This window comes from Actinomadura rugatobispora, from assembly GCF_042656285.1.
In the GTDB taxonomy this organism is placed as follows: Bacteria; Actinomycetota; Actinomycetes; order Streptosporangiales; family Streptosporangiaceae; genus Spirillospora; species Spirillospora rugatobispora.
Map to the genome: position 1 here is coordinate 48708 of NZ_JBHSON010000055.1, position 25045 is coordinate 73752.

Annotated in this window: 26 protein-coding genes and 1 pseudogene; 13 read left to right on the forward strand and 14 right to left on the reverse strand. The window is 72.1% G+C overall.

Annotation, left to right across the window (positions count from 1 at the left end; translation table 11 throughout):
* Nucleotides 1-17: 17 nt before the first annotated feature.
* Nucleotides 18-578 (forward strand): GNAT family N-acetyltransferase, encoded by a 561-nt coding sequence (locus ACFPZN_RS33595; protein ID WP_378286335.1) that lies wholly within the window; start codon nt 18-20, stop codon nt 576-578.
* On the opposite strand, the gene ACFPZN_RS33600 is transcribed toward ACFPZN_RS33595, so the two are convergent.
* Complete coding sequence (locus ACFPZN_RS33600) at nt 573-1706, reverse strand: SGNH/GDSL hydrolase family protein (protein WP_378286336.1); 1134 nt, start codon at nt 1704-1706, stop codon at nt 573-575. The genes ACFPZN_RS33595 and ACFPZN_RS33600 overlap by 6 nt on opposite strands.
* A 111-nt stretch (nt 1707-1817) precedes the next feature.
* Between ACFPZN_RS33600 and ACFPZN_RS33605 the strand changes: the two genes are divergently transcribed.
* Entirely contained in the window at nt 1818-2294 is a 477-nt protein-coding gene (locus ACFPZN_RS33605) for a MarR family winged helix-turn-helix transcriptional regulator (RefSeq protein ID WP_378286337.1), read from the forward strand.
* 1 nt (nt 2295) lies between these two features.
* Here ACFPZN_RS33605 and ACFPZN_RS33610 read toward each other — a convergent pair whose 3' ends face one another.
* The 5 genes from ACFPZN_RS33610 to ACFPZN_RS33630 all read right to left on the reverse strand — a co-directional run bounded on the left by ACFPZN_RS33610 (nt 2296) and on the right by ACFPZN_RS33630 (nt 5578).
* Complete coding sequence (locus tag ACFPZN_RS33610) at nt 2296-3804, reverse strand: hypothetical protein (RefSeq protein ID WP_378286338.1); 1509 nt, start codon at nt 3802-3804, stop codon at nt 2296-2298.
* Complete coding sequence (gene cutA, locus ACFPZN_RS33615) at nt 3804-4136, reverse strand: divalent cation tolerance protein CutA (protein ID WP_378286339.1); 333 nt, start codon at nt 4134-4136, stop codon at nt 3804-3806. Before cutA ends, ACFPZN_RS33610 begins: the two co-directional genes overlap by 1 nt.
* A 169-nt stretch (nt 4137-4305) precedes the next feature.
* The gene (locus ACFPZN_RS33620; protein ID WP_378286340.1) at nt 4306-4491 is read right to left on the reverse strand and encodes a DUF397 domain-containing protein; all 186 of its coding nucleotides are present in this window, start codon (nt 4489-4491) and stop codon (nt 4306-4308) included.
* Between the two features lie 122 nt (nt 4492-4613).
* A complete protein-coding gene (locus ACFPZN_RS33625; protein WP_378286341.1) occupies nt 4614-4847 on the reverse strand; it encodes a DUF397 domain-containing protein in 234 nt (77 codons plus the stop codon).
* Nucleotides 4784-5578: a helix-turn-helix domain-containing protein gene (locus ACFPZN_RS33630; RefSeq protein WP_378286342.1), complete on the reverse strand. Its 795-nt coding sequence runs from the start codon at nt 5576-5578 to the stop codon at nt 4784-4786. Before ACFPZN_RS33630 ends, ACFPZN_RS33625 begins: the two co-directional genes overlap by 64 nt.
* A gap of 165 nt (nt 5579-5743) precedes the next feature.
* Here ACFPZN_RS33630 and ACFPZN_RS33635 point away from each other — a divergent pair, with 165 nt between their 5' ends.
* The gene (locus tag ACFPZN_RS33635) at nt 5744-6148 is read left to right on the forward strand and encodes an ATP-binding protein (RefSeq protein WP_378286343.1); all 405 of its coding nucleotides are present in this window, start codon (nt 5744-5746) and stop codon (nt 6146-6148) included.
* Between the two features lie 58 nt (nt 6149-6206).
* On the forward strand, nt 6207-7091 hold the full coding sequence (locus tag ACFPZN_RS33640; protein WP_378286344.1) for an alpha/beta hydrolase: 885 nt from the start codon (nt 6207-6209) through the stop codon (nt 7089-7091).
* 4 nt (nt 7092-7095) lie between these two features.
* Here the strand turns inward: ACFPZN_RS33640 and ACFPZN_RS33645 are convergent, their stop codons facing one another.
* Together ACFPZN_RS33645 and ACFPZN_RS33650 are read right to left on the reverse strand one after the other, a co-directional pair.
* The gene (locus ACFPZN_RS33645) at nt 7096-9318 is read right to left on the reverse strand and encodes a hypothetical protein (protein WP_378286345.1); all 2223 of its coding nucleotides are present in this window, start codon (nt 9316-9318) and stop codon (nt 7096-7098) included.
* A gap of 95 nt (nt 9319-9413) precedes the next feature.
* Nucleotides 9414-10925 carry an FAD-dependent oxidoreductase gene (locus ACFPZN_RS33650; protein ID WP_378286346.1) on the reverse strand — a complete coding sequence of 504 codons (1512 nt, stop codon included), beginning with the start codon at nt 10923-10925 and terminating at the stop codon, nt 9414-9416.
* Between the two features lie 156 nt (nt 10926-11081).
* Here ACFPZN_RS33650 and ACFPZN_RS33655 point away from each other — a divergent pair, with 156 nt between their 5' ends.
* Together ACFPZN_RS33655 and ACFPZN_RS33660 are read left to right on the forward strand one after the other, a co-directional pair.
* Nucleotides 11082-12254 carry a carboxylate-amine ligase gene (locus ACFPZN_RS33655; protein ID WP_378286347.1) on the forward strand — a complete coding sequence of 391 codons (1173 nt, stop codon included), beginning with the start codon at nt 11082-11084 and terminating at the stop codon, nt 12252-12254.
* Nucleotides 12251-13309 (forward strand): iron-containing redox enzyme family protein, encoded by a 1059-nt coding sequence (locus tag ACFPZN_RS33660; RefSeq protein ID WP_378286348.1) that lies wholly within the window; start codon nt 12251-12253, stop codon nt 13307-13309. Before ACFPZN_RS33655 ends, ACFPZN_RS33660 begins: the two co-directional genes overlap by 4 nt.
* On the opposite strand, the gene ACFPZN_RS33665 is transcribed toward ACFPZN_RS33660, so the two are convergent.
* Both ACFPZN_RS33665 and ACFPZN_RS33670 read right to left on the reverse strand, forming a co-directional pair.
* Nucleotides 13306-13518 carry a CDGSH iron-sulfur domain-containing protein gene (locus tag ACFPZN_RS33665; protein WP_378286349.1) on the reverse strand — a complete coding sequence of 71 codons (213 nt, stop codon included), beginning with the start codon at nt 13516-13518 and terminating at the stop codon, nt 13306-13308. The genes ACFPZN_RS33660 and ACFPZN_RS33665 overlap by 4 nt on opposite strands.
* Nucleotides 13508-14158: a HemK2/MTQ2 family protein methyltransferase gene (locus ACFPZN_RS33670; RefSeq protein ID WP_378286350.1), complete on the reverse strand. Its 651-nt coding sequence runs from the start codon at nt 14156-14158 to the stop codon at nt 13508-13510. Before ACFPZN_RS33670 ends, ACFPZN_RS33665 begins: the two co-directional genes overlap by 11 nt.
* A 218-nt stretch (nt 14159-14376) precedes the next feature.
* On the opposite strand from ACFPZN_RS33670, the gene ACFPZN_RS33675 reads away from it, so the two are divergent.
* From ACFPZN_RS33675 to ACFPZN_RS33685, 3 genes are all read left to right on the forward strand, one after another.
* Complete coding sequence (locus ACFPZN_RS33675; protein WP_378286351.1) at nt 14377-15741, forward strand: MFS transporter; 1365 nt, start codon at nt 14377-14379, stop codon at nt 15739-15741.
* A 226-nt stretch (nt 15742-15967) separates the two neighbouring features.
* Nucleotides 15968-16225 (forward strand): hypothetical protein, encoded by a 258-nt coding sequence (locus ACFPZN_RS33680; protein WP_378286352.1) that lies wholly within the window; start codon nt 15968-15970, stop codon nt 16223-16225.
* Nucleotides 16218-17864, forward strand: a complete 1647-nt coding sequence (locus ACFPZN_RS33685) for an amidase (protein ID WP_378286353.1) — start codon at nt 16218-16220, stop codon at nt 17862-17864. The genes ACFPZN_RS33680 and ACFPZN_RS33685 overlap by 8 nt, the downstream gene beginning before the upstream one ends.
* An 84-nt stretch (nt 17865-17948) precedes the next feature.
* Here ACFPZN_RS33685 and ACFPZN_RS33690 read toward each other — a convergent pair whose 3' ends face one another.
* Genes ACFPZN_RS33690 through ACFPZN_RS33705 form a run of 4 tightly spaced genes read right to left on the reverse strand, consistent with a single transcriptional unit; the run spans nt 17949 to nt 21583 of the window.
* Nucleotides 17949-19172, reverse strand: coding sequence for an ABC transporter permease (locus ACFPZN_RS33690; RefSeq protein ID WP_378286354.1), 1224 nt, complete (start codon nt 19170-19172; stop codon nt 17949-17951).
* Entirely contained in the window at nt 19172-19867 is a 696-nt protein-coding gene (locus ACFPZN_RS33695) for an ABC transporter ATP-binding protein (protein WP_378286355.1), read from the reverse strand. Before ACFPZN_RS33695 ends, ACFPZN_RS33690 begins: the two co-directional genes overlap by 1 nt.
* A gap of 31 nt (nt 19868-19898) precedes the next feature.
* Nucleotides 19899-21038 carry an efflux RND transporter periplasmic adaptor subunit gene (locus ACFPZN_RS33700; RefSeq protein ID WP_378286356.1) on the reverse strand — a complete coding sequence of 380 codons (1140 nt, stop codon included), beginning with the start codon at nt 21036-21038 and terminating at the stop codon, nt 19899-19901.
* Nucleotides 21035-21583: a hypothetical protein gene (locus ACFPZN_RS33705; RefSeq protein ID WP_378286357.1), complete on the reverse strand. Its 549-nt coding sequence runs from the start codon at nt 21581-21583 to the stop codon at nt 21035-21037. Before ACFPZN_RS33705 ends, ACFPZN_RS33700 begins: the two co-directional genes overlap by 4 nt.
* A gap of 206 nt (nt 21584-21789) precedes the next feature.
* Between ACFPZN_RS33705 and ACFPZN_RS33710 the strand changes: the two genes are divergently transcribed.
* From ACFPZN_RS33710 to ACFPZN_RS33725, 4 genes and pseudogenes are all read left to right on the forward strand, one after another.
* Nucleotides 21790-22446, forward strand: coding sequence for a response regulator transcription factor (locus tag ACFPZN_RS33710; protein WP_378286358.1), 657 nt, complete (start codon nt 21790-21792; stop codon nt 22444-22446).
* Nucleotides 22443-23795, forward strand: coding sequence for a sensor histidine kinase (locus ACFPZN_RS33715; RefSeq protein ID WP_378286359.1), 1353 nt, complete (start codon nt 22443-22445; stop codon nt 23793-23795). Before ACFPZN_RS33710 ends, ACFPZN_RS33715 begins: the two co-directional genes overlap by 4 nt.
* Before the next feature lie 172 nt (nt 23796-23967).
* Nucleotides 23968-24696 (forward strand): annotated as a pseudogene (locus ACFPZN_RS33720) (right-handed parallel beta-helix repeat-containing protein); the annotation flags it as partial.
* A 271-nt stretch (nt 24697-24967) separates the two neighbouring features.
* A partial coding sequence (locus tag ACFPZN_RS33725) for a hypothetical protein (protein ID WP_378286360.1) occupies nt 24968-25045 on the forward strand: 78 nt, incomplete at its 3' end.

Below are 25045 nucleotides of genomic sequence, written 5' to 3' on the forward strand. Positions count from 1 at the left end.
ACCTTTATGATCGCCCGATGCTGAGACCCGGCTACCCGATCGAGTCCGCCCGCCTCACGCTCCGGCCCTACGACGAGAGCGACCTCGATGATCTGTACGACATCCAGTCCCGGCCCGAGGTGACGCGCTACCTCCTGTTCGACGTCCGCGACCGCGATCAGGTGCGGGGGTCGCTGGAGGAGCGGATCCGGTCGACGGGGCTGGAGGCCGAAGGCGACACCCTCACCCTGGCGGTGACCCTGCGGGATTCCCGCAGGGTGATCGGGGACCTCATGCTCACGTGGACGAGCCGCGAGCACCGGCAGGGCGAGATCGGCTACATCTTCCATCCGGACCACGGCGGTCAGGGATACGCCACCGAGGCGGCCCGGGTGATGATGCGGCTGGGATTCGAGGAACTCGGGCTGCACCGCATCGTCGGCCGCCTCAATGGGCGCAACGCCGCGTCCGCCCGAGTTCTGGAGCGGCTCGGCATGCGCCGTGAGGCGCACCTGAGGCAGAACCAGATCGTCAAGGGCGAATGGGCGGACGAGGTCGTCTACGCGATGCTCGAAGACGAGTGGCGGGCGCGGCTATAGGGCGAGCGCCCGGAGGTCGACGGATTCGGCCATGGCGCGGGCGCCGGCGTCGTTGAGGTGCATGCCGTCGCCGCTGTCGAACTCGGGCCGGATGAAGTCGGGGTCGTCGGGGTTCTCCACCGCCCGCGCGACGTCGAAGACCGCGTCGAAGGGGCCGCCGGTGCGGATCCACTCGTTCACGCGGCGCCGGACGGCGAGCCCTTCGGGGGTGCTGACCCCGGGGTAGACGGCGCCGCCGTACGGGCCGATGGTGCCGGCGAGGATCGTCAGGCCCGCCTCGTGCGCGCGCCGGGCCAGCTCGGTGAAGCCGTCGATGAGCTGCTCGGCCGTCGCGGGCGGCAGGCCCGCCATGCCGGGCAGCCCGAGGTCGTTGATGCCGAAGTGGACCAGTACGTGCGTCGCGCCGGGCACCGCCAGGACGTCCCGGTCGAAGCGCGCCAGGGCGTGCCGGCCGATCTCGTCGGTCAGCAGCCGGTTCCCGGCGATCCCCTGGTTGACGACCCAGCCGCGGTCGAGCCGTTCGTTGAGCGCGTCGACCGAGCGGCGGTCGGCGTCCATGGTGCTGCCGACGCCCTCGAACCACGAGTCCCCGAACGCGACGGCGACCGCGGACCCCTCCGGCGCGAGCACGTCGATCCCCGTCACGTAGAACCTCGCCTCGACGCGCTCGGCCCCGGGCAGCCCGGTGGCGGACGCGAGGTTCCCGTCCGCCACGTAGGCGGTCCGCATCGGCATGTGTGAGTAGGTCGCCAGGCCGGTCTCATGCGGCAGGTAAAGGCTCAGCGCCAGGTCGGTGCCCGCCGCCACGGCCAGGTCGACCGGGTCGCTGTCCAGCTCGCCGCCCGCCGGGATCGTCACCTGCTCGGAGCCCGCGAACCGCAGCGCGGTGTCGGTCTCCGGGACGATCTCATCGCCTGCCTTGCCCACCGCGATCCGGGCCGCGCCGATCGTCAGCGGCTCCCGCCCGTACAGGTTGGTCAGCCGGACGCGCAGCCGCTCGCCGCCGCCGGCCGGTCGCAGCACCTGCCGGACCGTCTGACCGGCGAACCCCCGCGGCTCGCTGAGCTTGATCTTTTCGTACGGGCTGATCACCGCGCTGCGGAAGCCCGCCGCCCATCGCTCCGTCATCGTCTCACTCCCATTAGTTGACGCGAGGAATATCTGGTACCCTGATACTGCTCACACAATATTCCTCATGTCAACTATCCGCCTCGCAAATAATGCGGGTAGGGTGAGGGGGTGACCGACCTGTTCGCCGACCCCCGCCTCACGATGTCGGGCCTGCTCTTCGAGGCGCATGAGGGGCTGCTGGCCAAGCTGCAGCCCGTCCTGAAGGCCCACGGCGTGTCCGGGCTCGACCTCAACGCCCTGACGCGGCTGAGCCGCTCGCACGGGCGGCGGATGCGCATGAGCGACCTGGCCGCCCAGACCTCGCTGTCCACCAGCGGTGTGACCCGGCTGGTGGACCGCCTGGAGCGCGCTGGCCTCGTCCGACGCGAGGCCTCACCCGACGACCGGCGCACCACCTACGCGGCCCTCACCCCCGAAGGCGCGCAACGGCTGGAGCAGACCCTGCCCGACTACCTCGCCGTCATCGACCGCTGGTTCGCCGGCCCGTTCTCCCCCGAGCAACTCGAAACCTTCCTCGCAGGTCTCCGCGTACTCCGCGACGCGGTCAACCCCGAGGCCACCGCCCACACCTCCGAGGGCCGGTGAGTCAGGTGCCGATCCGCGCGATCGTCGCGCGGACCAGCGCGATCGCGTCGGCCTCCACCTGCGCGGCGGGGCGTGCGGCCTCGTAGTCCACCTTGATCACCACATTGGCGTGCCGGACGAGGAGATCGACCTCGGTCTCCCCGTCCTCGGTCGACACCGTCCGCCACGCCTCGTCGCCGAGCCCGGGCACGGCCGCCGGACGGGGCTGCCCGGCCGGAACCCGCTCCAGGAACCCCCGCTCCATGGCCATATCCTCGCGGGCCCTGCCCGTCGCGCTCTCGAAGGCGCCCCTGCCCGACAGGTCGAGGTCCAGCAGCAGCGTGTTGCCGTCATCGTCGGCGCGGAGGCAGCGGGAGACCGCCGAGTAGGAGTAGTCCGAGAAGGTGTCGTTCGTGGCCGAGCTGTTCTGGACGGCGGGGCCGGGCAGCATGCGCTGCCGGGTCGCGGGGTCGATGACGGAGCAGGCGCGCGGGATCGTGTCGGCCTCGTCCCGTCCCGGGAACCAGGGCTCCAGCCACGGCCTGCCGATGGCCGCGGCGACGCACAGCGCGAACACGACCGCCACCCACAGCGCGGTGCGGACCGCCCGCACCGGATTCGGGACGACCGTCAGCCGCCCATGCCCCGCCAGCGCCCGCATCGTCTCAAGGGCGGCGTCCATCCCGCGGTCGCGGCCGAGCAGCCCCTCACGGGGCGCCGCCAGGAAGAACCCCTTCCCTTCCCTGACCTCCACCTGGACGATCCGGCCGAACAGCGTGGGCATCACCGAGAACCGGACGACATCACCCCACGCCACCGTCCTGGTCCTGAGGATCAGGCGGTTGCGAAGCCCGGACTCGTCGGCCTTGGTGGACCCGCGCAGGAGTTTGAGGATCAGCAGCGCCTGCACGAACGGCACCGCGATGAGGTACCCGAAGGCGAACGAGAAGGTCGAGCCGCCGAAGGACCTCGTGAACTGCCAGGCGAGCACCGCGAACACCGGCAGCAGCCAGATCAGCGGCTTCCGCGACGGGCGAAGCGACAGCGGCCGCGCGGGCGGCGCGGGCTCGCGCGCATCCTCCGGCTCGCCACCCCGCGCCCGCTCGCGTATCAGCGCGACCAGGTCGTCGAAGCCGATACCGTCCGGCGCGGACCCGTCATCACGGACCGCGGCCAGCGTCACCGGCTCCTTCCCGGCCCGCACGACCGTAATGATCCTGGGCGTGCTCTCCGTCCCCACGACATCGGTGATGTCGTCCCAGGGGATGAAGACCTCCTTACGGAAGGGGCGGTTGCGGATGCCGTCCGGCCCGATCTCGGTACGCGCCCGCACCGTCACCGCGACCAGGAAACCGACGGCGACCAGCGCCACCAGCGCAACCACCGGGAAACCTGGCGAGACCCCGCTGAGCGCCACCATCACCCCGCCCAGCAGCCCGAGCGCGATCACGAGCCCGCGCACGGGCCTCCACCCGAGCCGCCGGACGACCACCGCGGGCGAGGCGCCCGGCTGCTTGAGCTGTTCGTCCATCACCCGTTCGCCCTGGTGCTCCACACCGCCAGCACGGGGACGGCCACGATCTCGGGCCGCGCGTCCGCGTGCAGGGAACGGACGCCTTCGACGATCGCTCCCATCCGGTCCTCGGTCGTCCGCAGGACCACCGCGTAGCCGGCGTCCCCGGTCTTGACCCGCTCCCCCTTCAGGAAGGGGGTCGCCGCGAGCCACATCGTGACGTCGTCGGCCAGTTCCCGCTCCAGAACGAACCGGACGAGCTGTTTGGCGTAGTGCTCGTAACCGACCCGGACGCGGACTTCGACCGGGCGGGAGGCCGCGTCCCGATACGGCTCGATGAGATCGATCACGGGCCACAGCCTAGATCGTCCCGTGAACATCGGGTGTGTACCGGTGTGAACTTCCCTGAGGCTTCTGGACGCCAAAGGCCCAGCGCCGTTCAGCGGGAAGGGATTGTTGTGGTGTCGCGGCGTATCGGGGGCGAGGTAGTCGCGCTAAGCGGCCTGGCGCTGGACGGGGCTAGCGCTGCTTGACCCGCGCAAGGAACCCGCCGAAGACATCCCGATCTACCGCGAGCACGGGACCGTCAGGATCCTTGCTGTCCCGCACGGCGATCGCTCCGTGAAGGTCTCCGACCTCAACGCACTCACCGCCAGTTGAGGTGCTCTGGCTCGACTTCCGCCACGTGACCGCGCTCAACTCCATGCCCCCAACGATCTCCGCACCGCCCTCATACGGCAATGCCCCCGCACGCTGGTCCTTACTGCCACACGCGACATACACAAAGCCCCGGACCAATGGACCGGGGCCTGGTGCTGGACGGAGGGCTAGTGCTGCTTGACCCGCGCAAGGAACGCGCCGAAGTCGCTCCGGTCTAGCGCGAGCACGGGGCCGTCGGGGTCCTTGCTGTCTCGGATGGCGATGGCGCGGGGCATTGACGCCAGTTCAACGCACTCACCACCGGTGGGGCCGCTGTGACTCGACTTACGCCAGTTGATTACTTCCATTTCTCGACCGTCCTCGCAAGCTCGTCGATCGATTGCCTCACAGGCAATGCGCATGCCTGGATCTCCTGGAGAGCCTTTCGAAAGGCTACAAGATCCTCCGGATCAGCCATAGTGAAGCCCCGCGCGGCCGTCTCTACGTACACGACCTCTTGCAGGTCTTCCAAGGTGGCGAGCGTGAACGAACCCATATTCCCCATGTGCGTGCCCTCTGACGGGACGACCTGGATGGGGACGCCCTTTTCGATCAAGGCGATGAGGTGCTGGAGCTGGCCTCGCATGATCTCGGGAGAGCCGACCTCTCGGTGGAGGGCGCACGAGTCGATCAGGAACACGCAGTCCGGAGGTGGTGGGTCCTCACGCATCAGGATCTGTTGCCGGGACATGCGTGCCTCCACCGCGTCCCGGTCGCCCTTCAGCATCGCGGCGGCGTATTCGGGGGTCTGCAACAGGCCGTGCACCAGAGACAGGCTGTACGAGACGAGCATGAGGGCCTCGCCCTCGATCGCGTGCCAGTCGAACCAGGTCGGCCAGGCCGGACTCTTGACGAGGTCGTCCCACAGGGCGAGGAGGGTGCCGCCCGCCTCCAGTTCGTGGTCCATGGTGGCGGCGAACTCGCGCGTGCAGCGGCTCTTGCCCTTCTCTACGAGCCCCACGTACTGGCCGGTCACGGGCACCCGCTGACCCGCGGCCTCCTGCGAGAGGCCCTTCGCCTCCCGGTACCTGCGCAGCTGCTTCCCGAAGGCCAGCAGCATGGGGGACACGTTCGCGCGCTTCTGCCGGGTCATGCCGGGCTCCCCTCAACCGGCGCGAAAGCGGCCCCCAAGCATGTTGACCGTCGTCCGCACCAGATTCCTCGCAGTTGTCAGGTTGCTACAGAGCGTAGTGCTCGACCCTCACGATTGTGTGCGGAACTTCACATCGCCGCACACGACCGCCGGAAGGTGATCTCGATGCCGAATCGCTCGTCATGCGAACCGCCGACACTCGTCATCAAGGCGTGTCCGGAGGCGGTGAAGGAGGCGCGGGATTTTGTCGCGCTGGTGTTCGGGGGGTGGGGGGTCGAGGATTTCGTGGCGCGGGTCGTGGTCTCCGAACTCGCCACGAACGCGATCCGCCACGGGGCGCGGGAAGGCGACGTCGTCGTGGTGCGGGTGTTCCGGCGGGACGAGACGCACGCGGTGATCGAGGTGTGGGATCGCGGGGTGGAATCGCCCGAGCTCCAGCCGGAGAATCACACCGCCGAATCCGGGCGGGGGCTTCTGCTCATGGACCAGCTCGTCGTCCGGTGGGGAGTGCGGCCGCTCAGCGAAGGCGGAAAGGTCGTCTGGGCGGAAATCGAGTGCGTGCCGCTGTGAACTCCCTTCGGCCGCCGGGCGTCCAAAGCCTCGTCACCGTTGGTGGGGAGGGAATGCTGTGGTGTCGCGGCGGGCCTTCATCGGGGGTGGGGTGGTCGCGCTGGGCGGCCTGGCGGTGGCCGGGGGCGGGGCCGCGCTGGTCGAGCGGGACGTCCTGCCGGGCCGGGTCCGGCTCTATCGGATGACGGGGCGGTGCGGCGACATGCCCGTGGCGCCGCCAGTGCCGGGGGTGGTGCGCTCTCACACGTTGCGGTCGCGGCATCGGGGACGGGACGTCGCGGTGGCGGTCGTCCTTCCTGCGGGCGTGCGGTCGGTGCGGGGGCTGCGGGTGGCGGTCGCGCTGCACGGGAACGGCGGCACCGGGCCCTCAGCGGTGTCGGGGCTGGCGCTCGACCGGTACCTGACCGGCGCGGTGGCGCGGGGTGTGCGGCCGTTCGCGCTGGTGGCGGTGGACGGCGGCGCCGACTCCTACTGGCATCCGCGCAGGGGCGAGGATCCCCTGGCGATGGTCGTGGAAGAGCTGCTCCCCTGGCTCGGACGGCAGGGCGCGCGGATCGACCGGTTCGGGGCTATCGGGTGGTCGATGGGCGGGTACGGGGCGCTGGTGCTCGGGCAGACGGTGGGGCTGCCGCGCGTGGCGGCGGTGGTCGGTTCGTCGCCCGCGGTCTTCGCGTCGTACGAGGACGCCCGGTCCACCAACCGGCTCGCGTTCGACGACGCCGACGACTTCGCGCGGCACGACGTGTTCCGGCGGCTGGACCGGCTCCGGGGCGTCCCGGTGCGGATCGACTGCGGGGACGGCGACGCGTTCGCGCCGATGGTGCGCAAGCTCAGGGCGCGGCTGCGTCCTGAGGGCGGGATGGGCCGGGGCTGCCACGACGGCGCGTTCTGGAAGTCCCGGCTCCCGGCCCAGCTCGCCTTCCTGGGGCGGCACCTCGCCTGACGCTTCACGTACCACAGCGGGGGTCGCGGCAGGTGAGCAGGCGGTTCACGGAAACATCGTCGGCGGAGCCCTGCTCTTCGCCCTGGTCCTCGTACGACCAGAGCACCTGCGGTCGCCCGTCCCGGGTCATCGCCAACTGGAGTGTTCCTACGGGGTCGACGTCGGCGAGGAGGGGGACGGTGGTCCGGCGAGTGCAGTCGGCCACCTCGCAGGCGTGCAGAGCGATTTTGCGCCGGGTGGTGTCGAAGGTGGCGATCCAGGGCAGCCCGCCCGGTCCCACGGCCAGATCCGGAGACAAGTACGAGCTCCAGCCGTCGGGCTCGGCGAGGGTGACCTGGTCGATCCCCGCGCAGTCGGGGGTGCGGCACCGCAGCAGGCGAAGCTCTCCGTACTCCCGGTCCCGATAGGCGAGCACCGGACGATCGTCCACAGGGACGGCGAGCCGGTGGACACCTGCCCTGGCGAAGCCGAAGCTCCGGACCGGCTTGTACCTTCGTGTCGTCGGATTGCGGCATGCCGCGTCATCGCAGGTGATGATGGCGACATCGTTGCCGAAGGAGTTCTCGAACACCACGACCGGACGGTCTCCGGCGCCCGTCGCGATCGTGACCCGAGGCTGGTCCGTCCATTCCGATGCCTCGAAGGGGACGGTCGCCAGCGTGCGGGGTCTCGCGCACCGCATGTCGGCGCATTGGACGATCTGCATGGTGAGACGCCGGAGGTCGCGTTCCTCATCGGCATCGTCCTTGCCGCCCCTCGGGGCCGCGGACAGGGCGGCGGCCACGATTCCCCGGCCGGAGGGGGCGATGTCCCAGGAGTTGTCCCCAGAGTAGCCGATCCACGGGAAGTCGGTTTCCGCGATGACCGGGTACGACTCGACGTTTCGGCCGTTTGGACAGCCCTCGGCCGTGCACTGCATGAGCCGGATTTCGCGCCCGTGGGACCATGCAATGGCCATGGATCCGTCCGGGAGCGGCACTGAACGCAGTACATCCTCCCTTCCCCGATAGGGAAATCTGTAAGAGGAGCTTCTGCGGCATTCCGTGTCGGCGCACGCCTGGACGTTGTACCACTCGGGTTCATCCGAATCGTCGCGCGCCTCGGTGATTATCGCCGGGCTTCGCCCGTCCAGGAGCAGGAGCTCGTTGTGGGACTCTCCGGCCCTCACGGGCCGGTCGGTGATGGACGGCAGGCTCAGGGGGTTGGCCTGGAGGTATCCGCCGTACAGCAGTCCCGGCGCCACCAGTGACGTGACCACGGCGAGGGCGATCGCCCACCTTGCCCGCCCCCTTGCTGACACGGGTGACGGAAGCCGGGCGGCCACCTCGGCCGGCTTCATGGGATGGGGAGGCCGATCCCACAAGCCCATTGAGTGAAGGTTCTCGTGCTGGCGCGGTACCAGCTGGTTCAGTGTCACCGCGGCGACGGTCGCTCCTTGGACGAGCACCGTGAACACGCCCATGACGGTCGTCACCACTGCCTCCGCCGCGGTCTGCGCGACGCCGGAGAACGGTTGCGCGACCAGCCAGCGCACGGCCATTCCCAGCAGTACCGGGAACAGGATGCCGATGAGCAGTGTGCTCCAGATGGCGGAGGTCCGGCGGGCCTTCGTGAGCTTCCACAGGCGGGACAGTGCCCGGAACGGCCCCGCGTGCTCCAGCACCACGACGGGCACGGTGAGCAGGAGCCAGCTTGTGGCCAGCGCGAGGAGCGCGAGCACCAGCGAGACGAACAGCCACGTTCGCGTGGCGATGGGTGTGCAGGCCATGACCGCGCCCACGGCGAGCACGGCGCCGCCGGTCACGGGCAGGAGCACCAGGAACGGGCCGGATCGGCGCAGCGCGTACCGCAGGGCCTGTCCAGGGCGCACGCGACGCTCCAGAAGGGCGCCCGCCGCCATGACCGCGACCGTCGCCACCGTGACCAGGTGGGCCGCCAGGAGGACGGCCGAGACCACGAAGCCCGTGATGAGCGTGGCCCGTTTCGGGTCGGCGGGGCGCAACTCCCCGTTGACGATGATCGCCTGGCCGTCCAGGTTCAGCAGGATGATCATGAAGCCCGGCACGGTGAGCGCGGCCGTGATCAAAGTAGCCGGCGCGAGCGTGATCGGGTTCCCGCGGAGCAGCCGCGCGATCAGCTTGATCATCGCGTCGAGGGTGGCGGCTTCGACCCTGGGGAGCCGGTCGGGTTCGCCGCCCGTCTCCTCGGCGGTTCTCGTTTCTTCCACGTCGCGCAATCCTTCGGGGAGCCGGCGAGGTCTCGTGGAGGCGCGTGCCTCCACGAGTCCCACCGTCCGCGACGTTCACCGCCTGCCCACTGCTTTCAGGGGTCGACCGGTTCCAGGCTCGTGGTTGCGGGGCCCTGCAGGACGGTGCCGTCCACCCCGAAGCGGGAGCCGTGGCACGGGCACTCCCACACGCGCTCGACGTCGTTGAAGGCGACCAGGCAGGCCAGGTGCGTGCAGCGCGCCGAGACGACGTGCGGTTCGCCTTCCTCGTCCCGGTACGCGGCGCAGTGCCGCCCGCGGTGCCGGATGACGGCGCCCGTTCCGGGCCGGATGTCGTCCAGGGTCCCGGCGCGGGAGCGGACCCGGTCCTCGACGAAGCGCCGCATGTTCGTCATGCCCGTGCCCAGGACGGACCCGGCCTCGCGGTGGGGGCGGGCGCGGCGCGGGTCGTACAGGTGCGCCCACTCGGGCTCGTTACCGGTGATGAGCCCGGCCAGCAGCCGTCCCGACATGACGCCGTGGCTCATGCCGGAGCGGGCGAAGCCGGTCGCGACGTGCACGCGGTCGGAGATCCGGCCGACGTAGGGGACGGTGTCGGCGGTGTCGAGGTCCTGCGCCGACCACCAGTACGCGATCTCGCCGATCTTGAAGTGCTCGCGGGCCCAGGCGACCAGGTCGCGGTGGTGCCGGGCGAGGTCGCCGTCGCCGGGGGCGAACGACTCGCCGGTGATGAGGAGCAGCCGCCGCCCGTCCCCGTACGGGGCGGTCCGGACCGAGCGGGTGTTCTCCTGGCGGGTGATGTACATGGCGCCGGGGTCGGCGTCCTCGTCGATGGGCGCGGCCACGACCAGTTCGCGGAGCGGGGTGAGGCGGAAGGACATCAGCGCGTGCTCGACGATCGGGAAGAGGGTGGCGATGACGACCTCGCGGGCGGTGACGACGGCGCCCCCGGCGGTGGTGAGCCGGTGCGGGCGGTCCCCGGCTCCCTCGGTGAGGTCGACGACGCGGGTCCGCTCGTGGACGCGCCCGCCGCGCCGGACCAGGTCCTCCGCGAGGGCGAGCAGGTAGCGGCGCGGGTGGAACTGCACCTGGTGCTCGACGCGCAGCGCCCCCGCGACCGGGTAAGGGAGGTCGGTGTCGGTGACGAACGAGGCGGGCAGGCCCGCCTCCCGTACCGCCTCGGCCTCCTCCTTGAGCTCGTCGACCCGGTCGGGGGACTCGACGTAGATGTGGGAGGGCCGCCGCTCCAGGTCGCAGTCGACGCCCAGGTCGCGGGCGGTGCGCTCGACGTGTTCGACGGCCTCCTGCTGCGAGCGGGCGTACAGGCACGCGGTGTCCGGGCCGAGCGAGTCGCGCAGCGGCTTGTAGATCCACGGATGGGCGGCCGAGAGCCGTCCGGTGGTGAAGCCGGTGACGCCCGCCGCGATCCGGTCCGCCTCCAGCACCACGGGTGATCTGCCCGCGCGGGCCAGCTCCCAGGCGGTGCTGAGCCCGGCGATGCCGCCGCCGACGACCGCGACGTCCACCTCGGCGGACCCGGTCAGGGCGGGGTAGGAGGTCGGGTCCGACGACGCCATCCAGTACGACTGCGCGGTTCCCTCGATCACCGGTCATCACCTCGTTGCGCTCTGTGAAACTTTGCCCCGGCTGTACCCGAGGGGAGGGCACCGAATCGGCCCGATAGATCGGATTGGTCCGGCTTTGACGCATGACCTGTGCGGGGCGGGTAAGGCCCCTTCGACCGGGTGAACGAGAGGGGCGCGGTGACCGGAGAAGCGGCCGGATGTCTCAGCGTGGGCGTCGAGGAGGAGTTCCTGCTGGCCGACCCCGTGTCGGGCGCGACCGTGGCGGGGGCGGAAAAGCTGCTGCTCAGGGCGGGTGACCACCCCTTCCCCGCGTCCGGCGGCCGGTACCACCGCGAGCTCCTGGCCTCCCAGGTCGAGGCCGCCACGGGGGTGTGCCGGACGCTCGACGGCCTGCACCGCCAGATCCAGGAAGCGCGCGCGGCGCTGAGCGCGGCGGCGACCCGGGAGGGACTGCTGCTGCTGTCGTCCGGGACGCCGGTCCTGGCGGGCCGGGCGCCCGTCTCCGAGGGCGACGACCGCTACCGCGCCATCGCCGCCCTGTACGCGGGCGTCGTAACCGGCTACCAGGTCTGCGGATGCCACGTGCACACCGGCGTGGCCGACCGCGACACCGCGGTGGCCGTCCTGGCCCACCTGCGGCCCTGGCTCCCCGCGCTGCTGGCGCTGTCGGCCAACTCGCCGTACGACCACGGCCGCGACTCGGGCCACGCGAGCTGGCGCATGGTCGAGCAGTCCCGGTTCCCGGGGTCGGGCGTGCCGCCGTTCTTCGCCTCCGCCGCCGACTACGACCGCGGCGTGGACCGGCTGGTGGACTGCGGCGTGATCGCCGATCCGGCGATGTCGTTCTGGCTCGCCCGCCTCTCGCCGCGCTACCCGACGGTCGAGGTCAGGGCGGCGGACGCCGTCGTGACCGCCGGGGAGGCCGTGCTGCAGGCGGCGCTCACGCGGGCGCTGGTCGCCGCCGCGCTCGCCGACCTGGACGCCGGACGCGAGGCTCCCCCGGTCGACCCCGGCGTGTCGGCGGCGGCGGTGTGGAGCGCGGCGCGGTACGGCCTGGAGGGGCCCGCGGTGCATCCGTTCGAGGAACGGCGGGTGCCGGTGGACGTCCTGATCGGCGGGCTGATGCGCCGCGCCGCCCCGTCCCTCGAAGAGGCCGGGGACCTGGCGGCGGCGGAGGCGCTGCTGGCCCGGCTGCGGCGCACGGGATCGGGCGCGCGGCGGCAGCGTGAGGCGGCCGCGACGGGAGGGCTCCGGGCGGCGGTCGGCCTGCTCGCCCGGCAGACCACCGCGCCGTCCGAGCCGGCGAGCGCTCACCGAGTATTGAAAACGAAAGGAAGCCGGAGCTCATGACCGACAGCGCCGTCTCGGAGACCGCGCCGCATCCGGCCGCGCCACCCGCGGCCGGGCCCGCACTGCCGGAGCCGCGCGGCCAGGTGTCCGAGGCCATCGTCACCATGCTGGCGCGGAGCCCGTCGCCGAGCTGGACGTTCACCGGACCGCTGGCCGCCGCCCGCGGCGCCGACCCGTTCGGCGACGATCTGCACCTCGCCCTGCACGTCTGCTACGAACTGCACTACCAGGGTTTCGAGGACGTGGACCCGGCGTGGGAGTGGGACCCCTCGCTCCTCGAACTCCGCGGGGGGCTGGAACGCACGTTCGTCACCGCGCTCCGCGACGGGACGCCCGGCGGCGGTGATGTGGACGCCGTTCTCGACGATCTGCTGACCGAACCGGCCGACGCCGGTGCGGTGCCCCGCCAGCTGCGGCGGTCGGGCGAGTGGTGGCAGCTGCGCGAGTACCTCGTCCACCGCTCGATCTACCACCTCAAGGAGGCCGATCCGCACGCCTGGGTGCTGCCGCGGCTGCGCGGGCGGGCCAAGGCGGCGCTGGTCGCGGTGGAGTTCGACGAGTTCGGCGGCGGACGGGCCGAGCGCATGCACTCGCGGCTGTTCGCCGACCTGATGGAGGAGGCCGGGCTCGACCCCGCCTACGGCGCCTATGCGGACGTGGTCACCGCGCCCATGCTCGCGATCACCAACATGATGTCGCTGTTCGGGCTGCACCGTTCGCTGCGCGGCGCGCTGGTCGGCCACTTCGCCGCCGCGGAGATCACCACCGCGCCCAGCGCCCGGCGGTTCGCCCGGGTGCTGCGGCACTTCGGGGTCGGCGAGCGCGGGACCCGGTTCTTCACCGAGCACATCGAGGCCGACGCCGTCCACGAGCAGGTGCTCCGCCGGGACGTGGTGGGAAATCTGCTCGCCACCGATCCGCATCTGGCCGCCGACGTCGTGCTGGGCGTGCAGGCCACGGGGCTCCTGGAGCAGCACCTTGAGGACCACCTGCTGGACTGCTGGCAGGCGGACGTCCCGCGCACCTCGCTGCGGCGTCCCCTTTCCGCCGTCTAGTCCTTGTCCTGGCTTTCCTGGGCGCAGGGGGCGGCGCGGTGGCTGGTGTCGCAGAAGGGGTAGCGTCCGCTGCGCCCGCACGCGCACAGGGCCACGAGGAAGCGGTCTGAGGTCACCACGGACCCGTCCTCCAGGACGATCTCGACCGGCCCCTCCACCAGGACCGGCCCGCCCCGGACCATCGTGACGCGGGTGGGTTCAGACGGCACGGATGACCACCAGTTCCTCGGATCGCTGACCGGCGCCGATCACCCCGCGCGCCTCCAGGGCCTCGGCCCTGGACAGCATCACCGGGCCGAACGCCTCGGAGCGCCGCGCCACCACCGCGGCACGCAGCCCGGACCGGCGCAGCGCGCGCAGGCTGGCCTCGACCCCGCTGAGCGCCGAGTGGACGACCAGCAGCGTCCCGCCCGGCGCCAGATGGGCGGGTGCCTGGGCGAAGATGCGGTCCAGGAGCAGCCGCCCGTCCGGGCCCCCGTCCCAGGCCCGCGCCGTGCCGTGACGCGGAACGAGCTCTCCCCTGCCCCCGGCGACGTACGGCGGGTTGGCCAGGATGACGTCGAAGACCTCCCCGGCCACGGGCCTGAACAGATCGCCGCGCAGCACCCTCAGCCGCAGCCCGCGCACCAGCGCGTTGGCCCGTGCCGCCAGGACGGCGCGCGCGGACACGTCCACCGCGGTCACCCGGGCCGCACCGCACCGGGCGGCGGCCAGCGCCACCGTGCCCGTTCCGGTGCCCACGTCCAGTACGCGGGCCCCGAGCAGCGCGTCGGTACGGCGCGCCACCTCGCACAGCAGCGCGGTGTCCCCTTGAGGCGGATACACCCCCGGTGGCCTCAGGACCATCATGCGCTTCCCGTACCGCCACAAAACCGGATGAAACCTGACATGCGCGGGATGGGAGTCGCCCGAGGTCACAGCCTTTTAGGCACGCTTCACCAAAAAAGGGGTAGACGCCTGAGGCGGGCGATCGGTTTACCGGAGGACGGAGACTTTGTTTTCTTCTGACCCCTTCCTTCGGTAAGGTCGCCCGCCTGCTGACGTCTATATGGAGGCATCGACGGCATATGACTTCCGAGCAGACCGTGCCGGACCTGGACGAAGAAGTAGGGGAAGGACCCGACAAGGCGACGGTGCGCAAGGCCGTCACCGCCTCGGCCATCGGCAACTGCATCGAGTGGTTCGACTTCGGCGTGTTCAGCGCCGGTGTGATGACCGCCATCGTCGGGACGGTGTTCTTCCCGCCCGACGACGGCGGCTCGGCGGCGCTGCGCTCGTTCGCGCTCATCGCCGCCGCGTTCGTGGCCCGCCCGTTCGGCGGCATGTTCTTCGGCCCGCTCGGCGACCGGCTGGGCCGCAAGACCGTGCTGGCCATCACCATCATGCTGATGTCGGGCTCGACCTTCCTCATCGGCGTGCTCCCCAGCTACGACACCATCGGCATCGCCGCGCCGCTGCTGCTGCTGGCGGTACGGCTCGTGCAGGGCTTCTCCACCGGCGGCGAGTACGGCGGCGCCGCCACCGTCATCGCCGAGTACGCGCCCACCAAGCGGCGCGGCTTCTTCGGCAGCTTCCTCGAACTGGGCACCCTGTCGGGCTACGTCCTCGGCGCCGCCCTGGTGCTGGGCGTCGACCTGATGCTCAGCGACGAGGCCCTGCACTCCTGGGGCTGGCGGATCCCGTTCCTGATCGCGCTGCCGCTCGGCCTGATCGGGCTCTACATCCGCTCCCGCCTGGAGGACACCCCCGAGTTCCAGCGGATGGAGCAGGCGGGCGAGACGTCCCGCTCCCCGCTGAAGGACACCCTCCTGCACAACTGGCGGATGATCCTCAACCTGATCGGGATCGTCGTCCTCCTGAACGTCGGCCACTACACGCTGCTGACGTTCATGCCGTCGTACCTGTCGCAGAACCTCGACATCGGCGACACCGAGGCGTCGCTCATCACCATCGGCGTGGAGCTGGCGATGATCGCCGTGATCGTCCCGCTGGGCGCCCTGTCGGACCGGGTCGGCCGCAAGCCGCTGCTGCTGACGTCGGCGATCGGGTTCATCGTGGTGAGCTGGCCGGCGATCGCGCTGATGCAGACCAAGGGGGCGTTCGCGGTGGCCGGCGGGTTCGCGCTGATGGGCGGGCTGCTGGTGCTGATGCTGGCGGTCATCGGCTCGACGTTCCCGGCGATGTTCCCCACCCAGGTGCGGTACGGCGCGTTCGCGATCGGCTACAACATCTCCACCTCGATCTTCGGCGGCACGGCCGCGCTGGTGATCGAGAAGCTGATCAAGACCACCGGCACCAACTACATCCCCGCCTACTACCTGATCCTGGCGGGCGTGATCGCGCTGGGGCCGATCCTGCTGCTGAAGGAGACGGCGCGGGTCCCGATCGACAAGTGCGGCCGCCCGGACGAGCCGGCTCCCGTCCCCGCCTGAACACCGCCCGGCCCGGTGGTGCTCGTCGCGCCGCCGGGCCGGGCCTCGCAACGGGTGTCCGCGGCTCACGCTGCGGCTCCGACCAGCGACGACGCGTACATGCGGAACGGCCGAAACACAGATTTGTTCGCGGCGAAACGCGCCCTTCACGGGCCGGGGCGACCTTGATCCGGCACCGGGATCCTCCTGATCCGCGGTGATCCGACCTGTGAACCCGGGAGGTCCCGTGGCGCCCACACCGCCGACGGAAGCAGAGATCGACACCTTCATCACCACCCGGCTGCGGATGATCGGAATCGATCTGTCGGTGCTGCCGGAGAACGACCCGTCGGCCCCCGCCGACCGGGCGCGGGCGCTGGCCGCGTGCCGCTCCGCGCTCGCCGACGTCGCGCCGGTCACCGCGTACCGGCTGGACGCGCAGCGGTACGCGCCGATCCTCTACCCGGCGCCGCACTCGGAGTGGACGGGGTTCAGCGGTGAGTGAGCCCCTGGAGGCCGCGCAGCGCCCGGTCGAACTGGCCGACGAGGGCCCCGCGCGGCGGCGCTTCCTGGCGTACATGGGCTCGATCACCGCCGCCGCCGCGACCGGCGGCGCCGTTCTCGCCACCGCGACCCCCGCCACGGCCGCCGAACCGCACCCGGGCCCGCTCACCGGCCCGCTGCCCGGCACCGAGGACGCCAAGGTCGGCGGCGACCTCACCGAACTCACCGTCGCGCAGGCCGCCGCGCTGATCCGGGCCCGCAAGCTCAGCCCGGTCGACCTGGTGGACGCCTACCTGGAACGCATCGAGAAGCACGAACCGACCTACCAGGCCTTCAACACGGTGCTCGCCGACGCCGCCCGCAAGCGCGCGCGGGAGCTGGCACGGAAGTCCTCGCGGAACGCCCTGCACGGCATCCCGCTGGGCATCAAGGACAACTACTACACCGACGGCGTCAAGACGACCGCGAACTCGCTCATCTTCAAGGACTTCGTGCCCGACTACGACGCCACCTGCGTCGCGCGGCTGAAGGCGAGCGGCGGCATCGTGCTCGGCAAGACGCAGATGGGGCCGCTGGCCACCACCCGCGCCACCGACCCGTACGGCGTCGTCACCTCCGTCAACGCCTGGACGCCCGGCGACCCGCGCACCAACCCGGGCGGGTCGTCCACCGGCTCGGCCACCGCCGTCGCGGGACGGCTCGTCACCTCCTCGATCGGCACCCAGACCGGCGGCTCCATCACCAACCCGGCCAACGCGCAGAACATGACCGGCCTCAAGCCCACGCTCGGCCGGTGCAGCGTGTACGGGGTCATCCCGCTGACCTACACCCGCGACCACACCGGCCCGATCGCCCGGGACGCCGTGGACGCCGCGATCATGCTCCAGGCGCTGGCCGGCGGCGACCCGCACGACCCGCGGACCGGCGGGCTGCCCAAGGTCCCCGACTACGTGGCGGCGACGCGGGTGCCGCGCTCGGGCGGCGGCCGGGTGCGGCCGCCGTTCCCGATCAGGCTGGGCGTGCTGCCCGGCTACGCCGACGGGACGTCCGCGACCGCCAAGGCCCGCGCCGCGATGCTCGACACCCTCGCCGACGCCGGGGTCCGGATCGTCCAGGTGAAGCTGCCCGCCGAGTGGGACTTCCTCACCGGCTCCGCCATCACCACCGCCAGCGCCGCCGAGCGCTGCGAGACGTTCATGGAGTACCTGCGCGGCGACGTCCGGCAGTTCGGGGTGTCGCTGAACAGCTGGCTGCGGTCGCTGTTCGTGCCCGGCCACGACTACGTGTCCTGGCTGCGGCTGCGGATGCTGCTGCTGGAGAAGATCCTGTTCGAGCTGTTCAAGGGCGTCGACCTGGTGGTGCAGACCTCGGTCACCCCGTTCGACCTGGTCGGCTGCCCGCTGATCGGCTTCCCGATCGGCTTCGACCGCAACGCCGCCGGGCTGGAGGTGCCGATCGGCGCGCTGGTCGGCGGGCTGCCGTACGGCGAGCAGCGGCTGCTGGGGCTGGCGGCCACCTACCAGGCTTCGACGTCCTGGCACACGCGCCGCCCGCCCGAGCCGTCCGCGGCCCGGCCGCTGGCCCGCCAGGAGCGTCCGCGCGTGACGGCCGACGAGGTGGTGGCCGCCGGACTGCTCTGAGCACGGACGAGACCGGCCGGGGACGCCCCACTTGTGGGGGACGTGGGCGTCCCCGGCCGGTGGCCCTTCTCTTACTGCGCGGCCTTACTGTGCGGCCAGCGCCTCCGTGGGCGACAGGCGGGAGGCGCGGATCGCCGGGTAGAGCCCGGCCAGCGCGCCGATCAGCAGCGTCGCCCCGATGCCGCCGAACACCGCCCACAGCGGGACGACCGTCGGCCAGTCCTGCGAGAAGGCGTAGACGAAGGTGACGACCGTCCCGATGAACGCGCCCCCCGCACCGCCCAGCGCCGACAGCAGCAGCGACTCGGCCAGGAACTGGGTGCGGATCTGCCCGCGGGTCGCGCCCAGCGACCGGCGCAGGCCGATCTCCGAGCGCCGCTCCAGCACCGAGATCACCATCGTGTTGGCCACCCCGACCCCGCCGACCAGCAGCGCGACCGCGCCCAGCCCGAGCAGCAGCCCGGTGAACGCCTCGCCCGCCGCCTGCTTGGCGGCCAGCGCGTCCGACGGGCGCGACACCTCGACCTCGTTCGGCGACTCCGGGTTGGCGGTGGCGCCCAGCACATCCCGGACCGCCTCGACGTTCGCCTCGTCCGACCGCGTGTAGATCGTCGTCGGATGCCCGTCGAACGACAGCTCCTGCTCCGCCGCCGGCCAGCCGACCAGCGCGCCGCTGTCCAGCTCCGGCGCCAGCGCGGCCGGCTTCAGGATGCCGATCACGGTGAACCAGCGGCCGCCGATGTAGACCTGCGTGCCGGGCCCGGCGTGGCCGATCCCGAGCCGCTCGGCGGCCCGGGAGCCCAGCACCGTGGCGGGGAACGACCCGGTCGCCTCGTTCAGCCAGCTCCCGCTCGCCAGCTCGGCGCCCACGGCCTCGCGCAGGCCGGTGCGGACGGCGTAGGCCGACAGCCCGCCGGTCTCGGTCTCGGGGATCTTGTCGCTGCGGTACACCTTGGCGTCGTCGACCAGGCCGACCGCCGACACCGTGTGCACCGGCGCGATCCGCCCCACCATCGCCTCGGCCTCGTGCGGAAGCTGCGCCTCCTCCCCCGTCATCGTGCTGCCGGGCGACACGGTGAGCAGGTTGGTGCCCAGCGCGGCCAGCGTCCGGTCCAGCTCGGCGCGCGAGGACGAGGAGATCCCGACCACGGCCACCATCGCGGCGATCCCGATGGCGATGCCCAGCGCGGACAGGAACGCCCGCATCGGCCGCGTCCGCAGGCCCACCGCGCCGACCTTGAGCACGTCCCGCGGCCACATCCGGGCCGGCCGCAGGCCATCCCCCGGCGCCCGTGCGACGGCGGCCATCAGCCCACCCCCGCCACTGCGGTTCCGATGGCGGTGCGGACGTCGTCGACGATCATCCCGTCGCGCATCGACACCTGCCGGGGCAGCGCCGCGGCGATCTCCCGGTCATGGGTGATGATCACCACGGTGGTGCCGGCCGCGTGCAGTTCGCGCAGCAACTCCATCACCCCGGCGCCGGACGCCGAGTCCAGCGCCCCGGTCGGCTCGTCGGCCAGCAGCAGCGGCGGCTCCCCGGCCACCGCCCGCGCGATCGCCACGCGCTGCTTCTCGCCGCCCGACAGCTCGTGCGGCTCGTGGTCCATCCGGTGCCCGAGCCCCACCCGCCTGAGCGCGGCCTCGGCGCGGCGGACCCGCTCCCCCGAGCGCAGGCCGGTGTAGAGGAGCCCGTCGGCGACGTTCTCCACCGCCGCGGTCCCGGCGGCCAGGTGGAAGTGCTGGAAGACGAACCCGATCCGGCTCGCGCGCAGCGCCGACAGCTTGGCGTCCGACAGCGTCCCGGCGTCGTGACCGTCGATGCGGACCTCGCCCTCGGTCGGACGGTCCAGCGTGCCCAGCACGTTCAGCATCGTCGACTTCCCGGACCCGGACGGGCCCACGATCGCCACCAGTTCCCCGGCGGCGATGTCCAGCGACACCCCGCCGAGGGCGGTGACGCCGCCCGAGTACACCTTCGTCACGTTCCGGAGGGAGATCACGACGGCACCTCCGCGGCCACGGTCCCCAGGCTCACTTCGGCACCCCCACGACCGTCCCCTCGGCGATGCCGGTCCCCTTGATCTCCACCTTGCCCGCGGCGAACAGGCCGGTGGTGACCGGGACGTAGGAGGTCGCGCCGCCCTTGACCACCTCCACGCCGAAGCCGCCCTCCTGCATCGCCAGCAGCGCGGTCACCGGAACGGTCAGCACGTCCCGGCGGGTCTCGGCGGTGAACGCCACGCTCACCGAGGCCAGCGACAGGTTCTTGGCGGCCTCCCGGGCCTCGCCGTCGGTCAGCCACACCACCACCTCGACCTTGGTGGTGGGGTCCTCGCCCTGCGAGCCCGGCTCGATCACGGTGGAGACCTCGTCGATCCTCCCCTTGACGGTGTCGTCGCCGGGCAGCGTGATCTCGACCTCGGCGCCCTTCTTCGCCAGCCGCTGGTCAGAGGTGTCCAGCCGCACCGTCACGGCCTTGTCGGTGCCGGTGTAGGTGAGGATCTTCTTGCCGGGCGCGGTCGGGTCGCCCTCCCCCGCCTCGACGCTGTCGATCCGCACCGCGCCCGGTGCGAACACCACCCGGCCCAGCTCGACGGTGCCGGTCTCCTCCAGGCCGCGGTCGTCCTGCCACTCCATGACGGCGGCGGCGGTGCCGGAGGTGTACTCGTCGTCCACCGTGAACCCGTCGTAGCCGAGGGCGCTGAGGTTCTTCTCCAGCTGCTCGACGTCCTCGCCCTCGGTGCCCTCCCGCATCGGGCGGTACGCGGGCTTGGAGCCGTACATCAGCGTCACCGGCCGGTCGTCCACCTGGTAGAGCGAGTGGCCCCGGGTGACGGTGGCGCCGCTGTCGGGCACGGCGGTGACGGTGCCCGAGAGCCGGCTGGTGGCGTTGCTGGCCGGCCCGTAGCCGAGTTCGCCGTCGGCGTCCTGGGTGTCCTTGAGCGTCTGCTTGGTCACCTGGGCGGTGTTCGGCGGCAGGTTCGTGGTGGGCGCGCCGCCGCCCGAGCCGCCGCCGAGGCCCAGCGTGGCGACGGCGGCCACGCCGCCCGCCGCGACGACCGCCGCGACCGCGAGGGCCATCCGGCGGCGCGAGCGCCGCTTGCGGCGGGGGCGGCGCTCCTCCGGCGCCGGCTGCTCGATCCTGTCCTCCACCGTGGCCTCACCGGTCACTGCTGGGCTCCGCCGCCGGGGCCGCCGCCGGGGCCCATCGGGCCGAACTCCTTGCGGCACTTCTCCATCGCCGCGTCCATGTCCGGGTCCTTGCCGGTCTCACCCGTGATGCGGATGCCGCGCTGGCCCGGTTTGGGGTCGGGGAACGACTCCACGCCGTTCTTGCGCATGCACTCGGCGAACTTGCGCCCGCGCTCGTCGGCCTCAGGATCGGGCTTGCCGTCGCTCTGCGCCATCGGGTTGAACTGGCGGCACGCCTCCTGCGCCTTCTCCATCTTGTCCTTGTTCTCCGGGTTCACCCTGAACTGGATGCCCTGGCCGGGCTTGGGGTCCTCCATGTCCACGCCGTTCTTGCGCATGCACTCGGCGAACTTCACGCCCATCTCGTCGGGGCTCAGCTTCGCCCCGGCGGTGTTGCCGCCGCCCGCCCCGCCGTTGCCGCCCTGGGGGATCCCGCTCTGCTTCTCCTCGCCGCCGCAGCCGGCCAGGGAAAGGGCCAGCACCAGCGGCAACGCCGCCAGCGCGCTCCGCGTACGCAGTCGCATCGCGTTCTCTTCTCTCCTCGTACGGACCGGACCTGTTCCGGCCGACGGGAAGCGATGCAACTCGGGCGCCCGTTTCCCCGGTGTTTCCGTCCGCGAGCCGCCGCAGAATCCCGGCGCGTCCCGCGCGATCACTAACGGAAAGGAAACACGCGATCAGGGATCATTCCGCCGGGAGCCGTTCCGGGACGGAAAGGGAGGCCGGGCCGATGCGAGTGCTGGTGGTGGAGGACGAGCCGTTGCTCGCCGACGCGATCGCCGAATGGCTGCGGAACGAGGCGCACGCGGTCGACGTCGCCTACGACGGCGGCGCCGGGCTGGAGCGCCTGGCCGTCAACGACTACGACGTGGTCGTCCTCGACCGGGACCTGCCCGTGGTGCACGGCGACGAGGTCTGCCGGTGGATCACCGCGGACGGCCCGGACGCGCGCGTGCTGATGCTCACCGCCGCCGCCGAGGTCACCGACCGGGTCGACGGGCTCGGCCTGGGCGCCGACGACTACCTCACCAAGCCGTTCGCGTTCCCCGAGCTGGCCGCCCGCGTGCTGGCGCTGGGCCGGCGCAGCCGCCCGGCCGCGCCGCCGGTGCTGCGCCGCGCCGGCATCACGCTGGACCCGGCCCGGCGCGAGGTGTTCCGGGACGGCCGCTACGTCCCGCTGCCCAAGCAGCAGTTCGCCGTCCTGAACGAGCTGCTGCTCGCCGAGGGGGCCGTGGTCTCGGCGGAACGCCTCCTGGAGAAGGCGTGGGACGAGCACGCCGACCCGTTCACCGGGGCCGTCCGGCTCACCATCCTGAAGCTGCGCCGCAAGCTCGGCGACCCGCCGGTCGTCGAGACCGTGACCGGAGTGGGGTACCGCATCCCATGAAGACCAGGACGCTTCTCCCCCGCCGGATGCCGCTGCGCGCCCGGCTGACCCTGACCTACGCCGTCCTGTTCCTGCTCGCGGGCGTGGTGCTGCTCGGCGTCACCTACGCGCTGTTCAGCCAGCAGATCGGCAGGCAGCACACGAAGGTCCTCGCCCGCATCGGGCCGCCGCCCGCCGCCGCGTCCGCGTCCCCGTCCGCCCCCGCCGGTTCGAGCGCCACGGCCGGGCCGGGAGCCGAGCTGCAGAACCGCACCTTCGCCCTCACCCAGGACGGCAAGGTCCTCACCGGCCCCGAGGCCGAGCGGTGGATGCTCGGCCAGCAGCGGGAGCTGCGCGAGGCCGCCACCACCTCTCTGATCACCCAGGGCGCCATCGCGCTCGCCGTCGTCGGCGGGGTCGCCGCCGGGCTCGGCTGGCTGATCGCCGGGCAGATGCTGGCGCCGCTGCACCGCGTCACCGACACCGCCCGCCGGATCGCCGGGGCGCCCGCCGCCGACAAGGGCCTGCACGAGCGGATCGCGCTGGACGGCCCGCACGACGAGGTCAAGGAGCTCGCCGACACCTTCGACACGATGCTCGAACGGCTCGACCGCTCCTTCGACGGCCAGCGCCGCTTCGTCGCCAACGCCTCGCACGAACTGCGCACCCCGCTCACCGTGGGCCGCGCCCTGGTCGAGATGGCGATGCACCGCCCCTCGGCGTCCCCCGACGTCCGGCAGCTCGGGCAGAACCTGCTGGACATCAACCTGCGGCACGAGCGGCTCATCACCGGGCTGCTGCTGCTCGCCGGCTCCGAACGCGAGGTCACCGACCCGGCGCCGGTCGACCTCGCCGACATCGTCGGCCATGTCGCCGCGCAGACCGCGATGGAGGCGGGCCGGGCCGGGATCACCGTCCACGACGAGCCCGGCGAGGCGCCCACCTCCGGTGACGCGATGCTGCTGGAACGGCTCGTGCAGAACCTGGTGGAGAACGGCATCCGGCACAACACCGGGGAGGGCGGCTGGGTCCGTGTCGCCAGCCGCACCCGCCCGGGCGGGGAGCTCATCGAACTGGTGGTGACCAACTCGGGGCCGCGGGTGGCGCCGTACGAGGTCCCCGCGTTGTTCGAGCCGTTCCGGCGGCTCGGCCCGGACCGGGTGATCACCGCGAAGGGGGCCGGGCTGGGGCTGTCGATCGTCCGGTCGGTGGCGCGCGCGCACGGCGGCGACGTCACCGCGCGTCCCCGCGAGGAGGGCGGCCTGGCGGTGACGGTGACGCTGCCCGCGTGCCCGGAGAACTACGCGTTCGAGCCGGAACCGGAGCCCCCGTCGCGGTCTTCCCCGCGGCCGCCGTCACGGGTCGTCTGATCGCGCCGGATAATACAGGGGCGATGCAGCCGATCCGAAGGAGGCCCTTGTGCGCCGCCTGGTGGTGTCCCCGACCGCCCCGAGAGCCTTCCGGACGATCCTGGAGGCGTTCGAGACACCCCTCCCGCAGGGCCTCGGACGGCACATCGTCATAGAACCCGGCCAGTACCGGATGGAGGCGTGCAAGTACTGGGGCACCGCCATCATCACCGCCGCGCAGGGCCCCGGGACGGTCGTCATCGACGGCGCCGGCGAGCACGACCTGCAGGTCGAGGGGGACGTGACGCTGCAGGGCCTGACGCTGCGCAACTGGCACGAGTCCGGCTCGGCGCTGCGGGTCGCGGGCGGCACCTGCCGGGCGGAACGGTCGGAGTTCATCAGCGCCTCGAACAAGACGATCAGCGCGTGGAACGGGGCGAAGCTGTTCATGCGCGGCTGCACCGTCCGCGACGGCGGGATCGTCTACTCCGACTCGGAGGGGATGGTCGAGGACACCGAGGTGGTCGGGCCCGCGCAGTGCGGCGTGGCGCTGCACGGCGGCAGCCGGGTGACGCTGCGCCGGGTGCGGGTCCGGGACGCCGGGGAGCACGGCGTCTGGGTGAACTCCGGCTCGGCCCCGCTGATCGAGGACTGCACGGTCGAGGACGCCAAGGCCGGCGGGATCCTGGTGCAGCACCGCTCGTCCGCCGCGATCCGCGGCGGCGCGGTCCGCCGCACCGGGCAGAACGGCGTGACCGTCCGCGACAGCTCGGAGGCCGTGGTCGAGCGGCTGGAGGTGGAGCGCTCCGGGCTGGTCGGCATCGCCACCGTCGGGTCGTCGAAGCTGACCGCGACCGGGGCCGTGGTCCGCGGCGCCCGCGACAACGGCGTCGCCGTCGACCAGCGCGCCAGCGGCCAGTTCACCGACTGCGAGGTCGTCGAGGCGCTGCGGTACGGGCTCATCGTGCTGGGCGGCGGCACCGGCACGTTCGAGCGCGGCGCGCTGACCTCGTGCGACAACGGCGCGGCGGTCTCGACCGGGGGCAAGCTGATACTGCGCGGCACCCGGGTCACCGGCAACGGCGCCGGGGTCCTCGCCGACCCGGACACCGAACTGCTCCTGCTCGACTGCGCCCTCACCGGCAACGACGGCCCTCGCGGCACACCCCAGCGTGGACCTGGTCGTCGTCTCGGTGAAGGCGCCCGAGCACTCGAAAGTGATCAGGGCCGCGCTGAAAGCGGGCAAGCACGTGCTCTCAGAGTGGCCGCTG

Bases quoted from the DNA above. Each gene is read 5' to 3' on its own strand.
- ACFPZN_RS33675 (WP_378286351.1), top strand. From the start codon at position 14,377: ATGACTTCCGAGCAGACCGTGCCGGACCTGGACGAAGAAGTAGGGGAA.
- ACFPZN_RS33635 (WP_378286343.1), top strand. From the start codon at position 5,744: ATGCCGAATCGCTCGTCATGCGAACCGCCGACACTCGTCATCAAGGCG.
- ACFPZN_RS33625 (WP_378286341.1), bottom strand. From the start codon at position 4,847: ATGCGCATTGCCTGTGAGGCAATCGATCGACGAGCTTGCGAGGACGGT.
- ACFPZN_RS33705 (WP_378286357.1), bottom strand. From the start codon at position 21,583: ATGCGACTGCGTACGCGGAGCGCGCTGGCGGCGTTGCCGCTGGTGCTG.
- ACFPZN_RS33600 (WP_378286336.1), bottom strand. From the start codon at position 1,706: ATGACGGAGCGATGGGCGGCGGGCTTCCGCAGCGCGGTGATCAGCCCG.
- ACFPZN_RS33710 (WP_378286358.1), top strand. From the start codon at position 21,790: ATGCGAGTGCTGGTGGTGGAGGACGAGCCGTTGCTCGCCGACGCGATC.
- ACFPZN_RS33595 (WP_378286335.1), top strand. From the start codon at position 18: ATGCTGAGACCCGGCTACCCGATCGAGTCCGCCCGCCTCACGCTCCGG.
- ACFPZN_RS33660 (WP_378286348.1), top strand. From the start codon at position 12,251: ATGACCGACAGCGCCGTCTCGGAGACCGCGCCGCATCCGGCCGCGCCA.
- ACFPZN_RS33715 (WP_378286359.1), top strand. From the start codon at position 22,443: ATGAAGACCAGGACGCTTCTCCCCCGCCGGATGCCGCTGCGCGCCCGG.
- ACFPZN_RS33620 (WP_378286340.1), bottom strand. From the start codon at position 4,491: ATGGAGTTGAGCGCGGTCACGTGGCGGAAGTCGAGCCAGAGCACCTCA.
- ACFPZN_RS33670 (WP_378286350.1), bottom strand. From the start codon at position 14,158: ATGATGGTCCTGAGGCCACCGGGGGTGTATCCGCCTCAAGGGGACACC.
- ACFPZN_RS33690 (WP_378286354.1), bottom strand. From the start codon at position 19,172: ATGGCCGCCGTCGCACGGGCGCCGGGGGATGGCCTGCGGCCGGCCCGG.
- ACFPZN_RS33630 (WP_378286342.1), bottom strand. From the start codon at position 5,578: ATGACCCGGCAGAAGCGCGCGAACGTGTCCCCCATGCTGCTGGCCTTC.
- ACFPZN_RS33610 (WP_378286338.1), bottom strand. From the start codon at position 3,804: ATGGACGAACAGCTCAAGCAGCCGGGCGCCTCGCCCGCGGTGGTCGTC.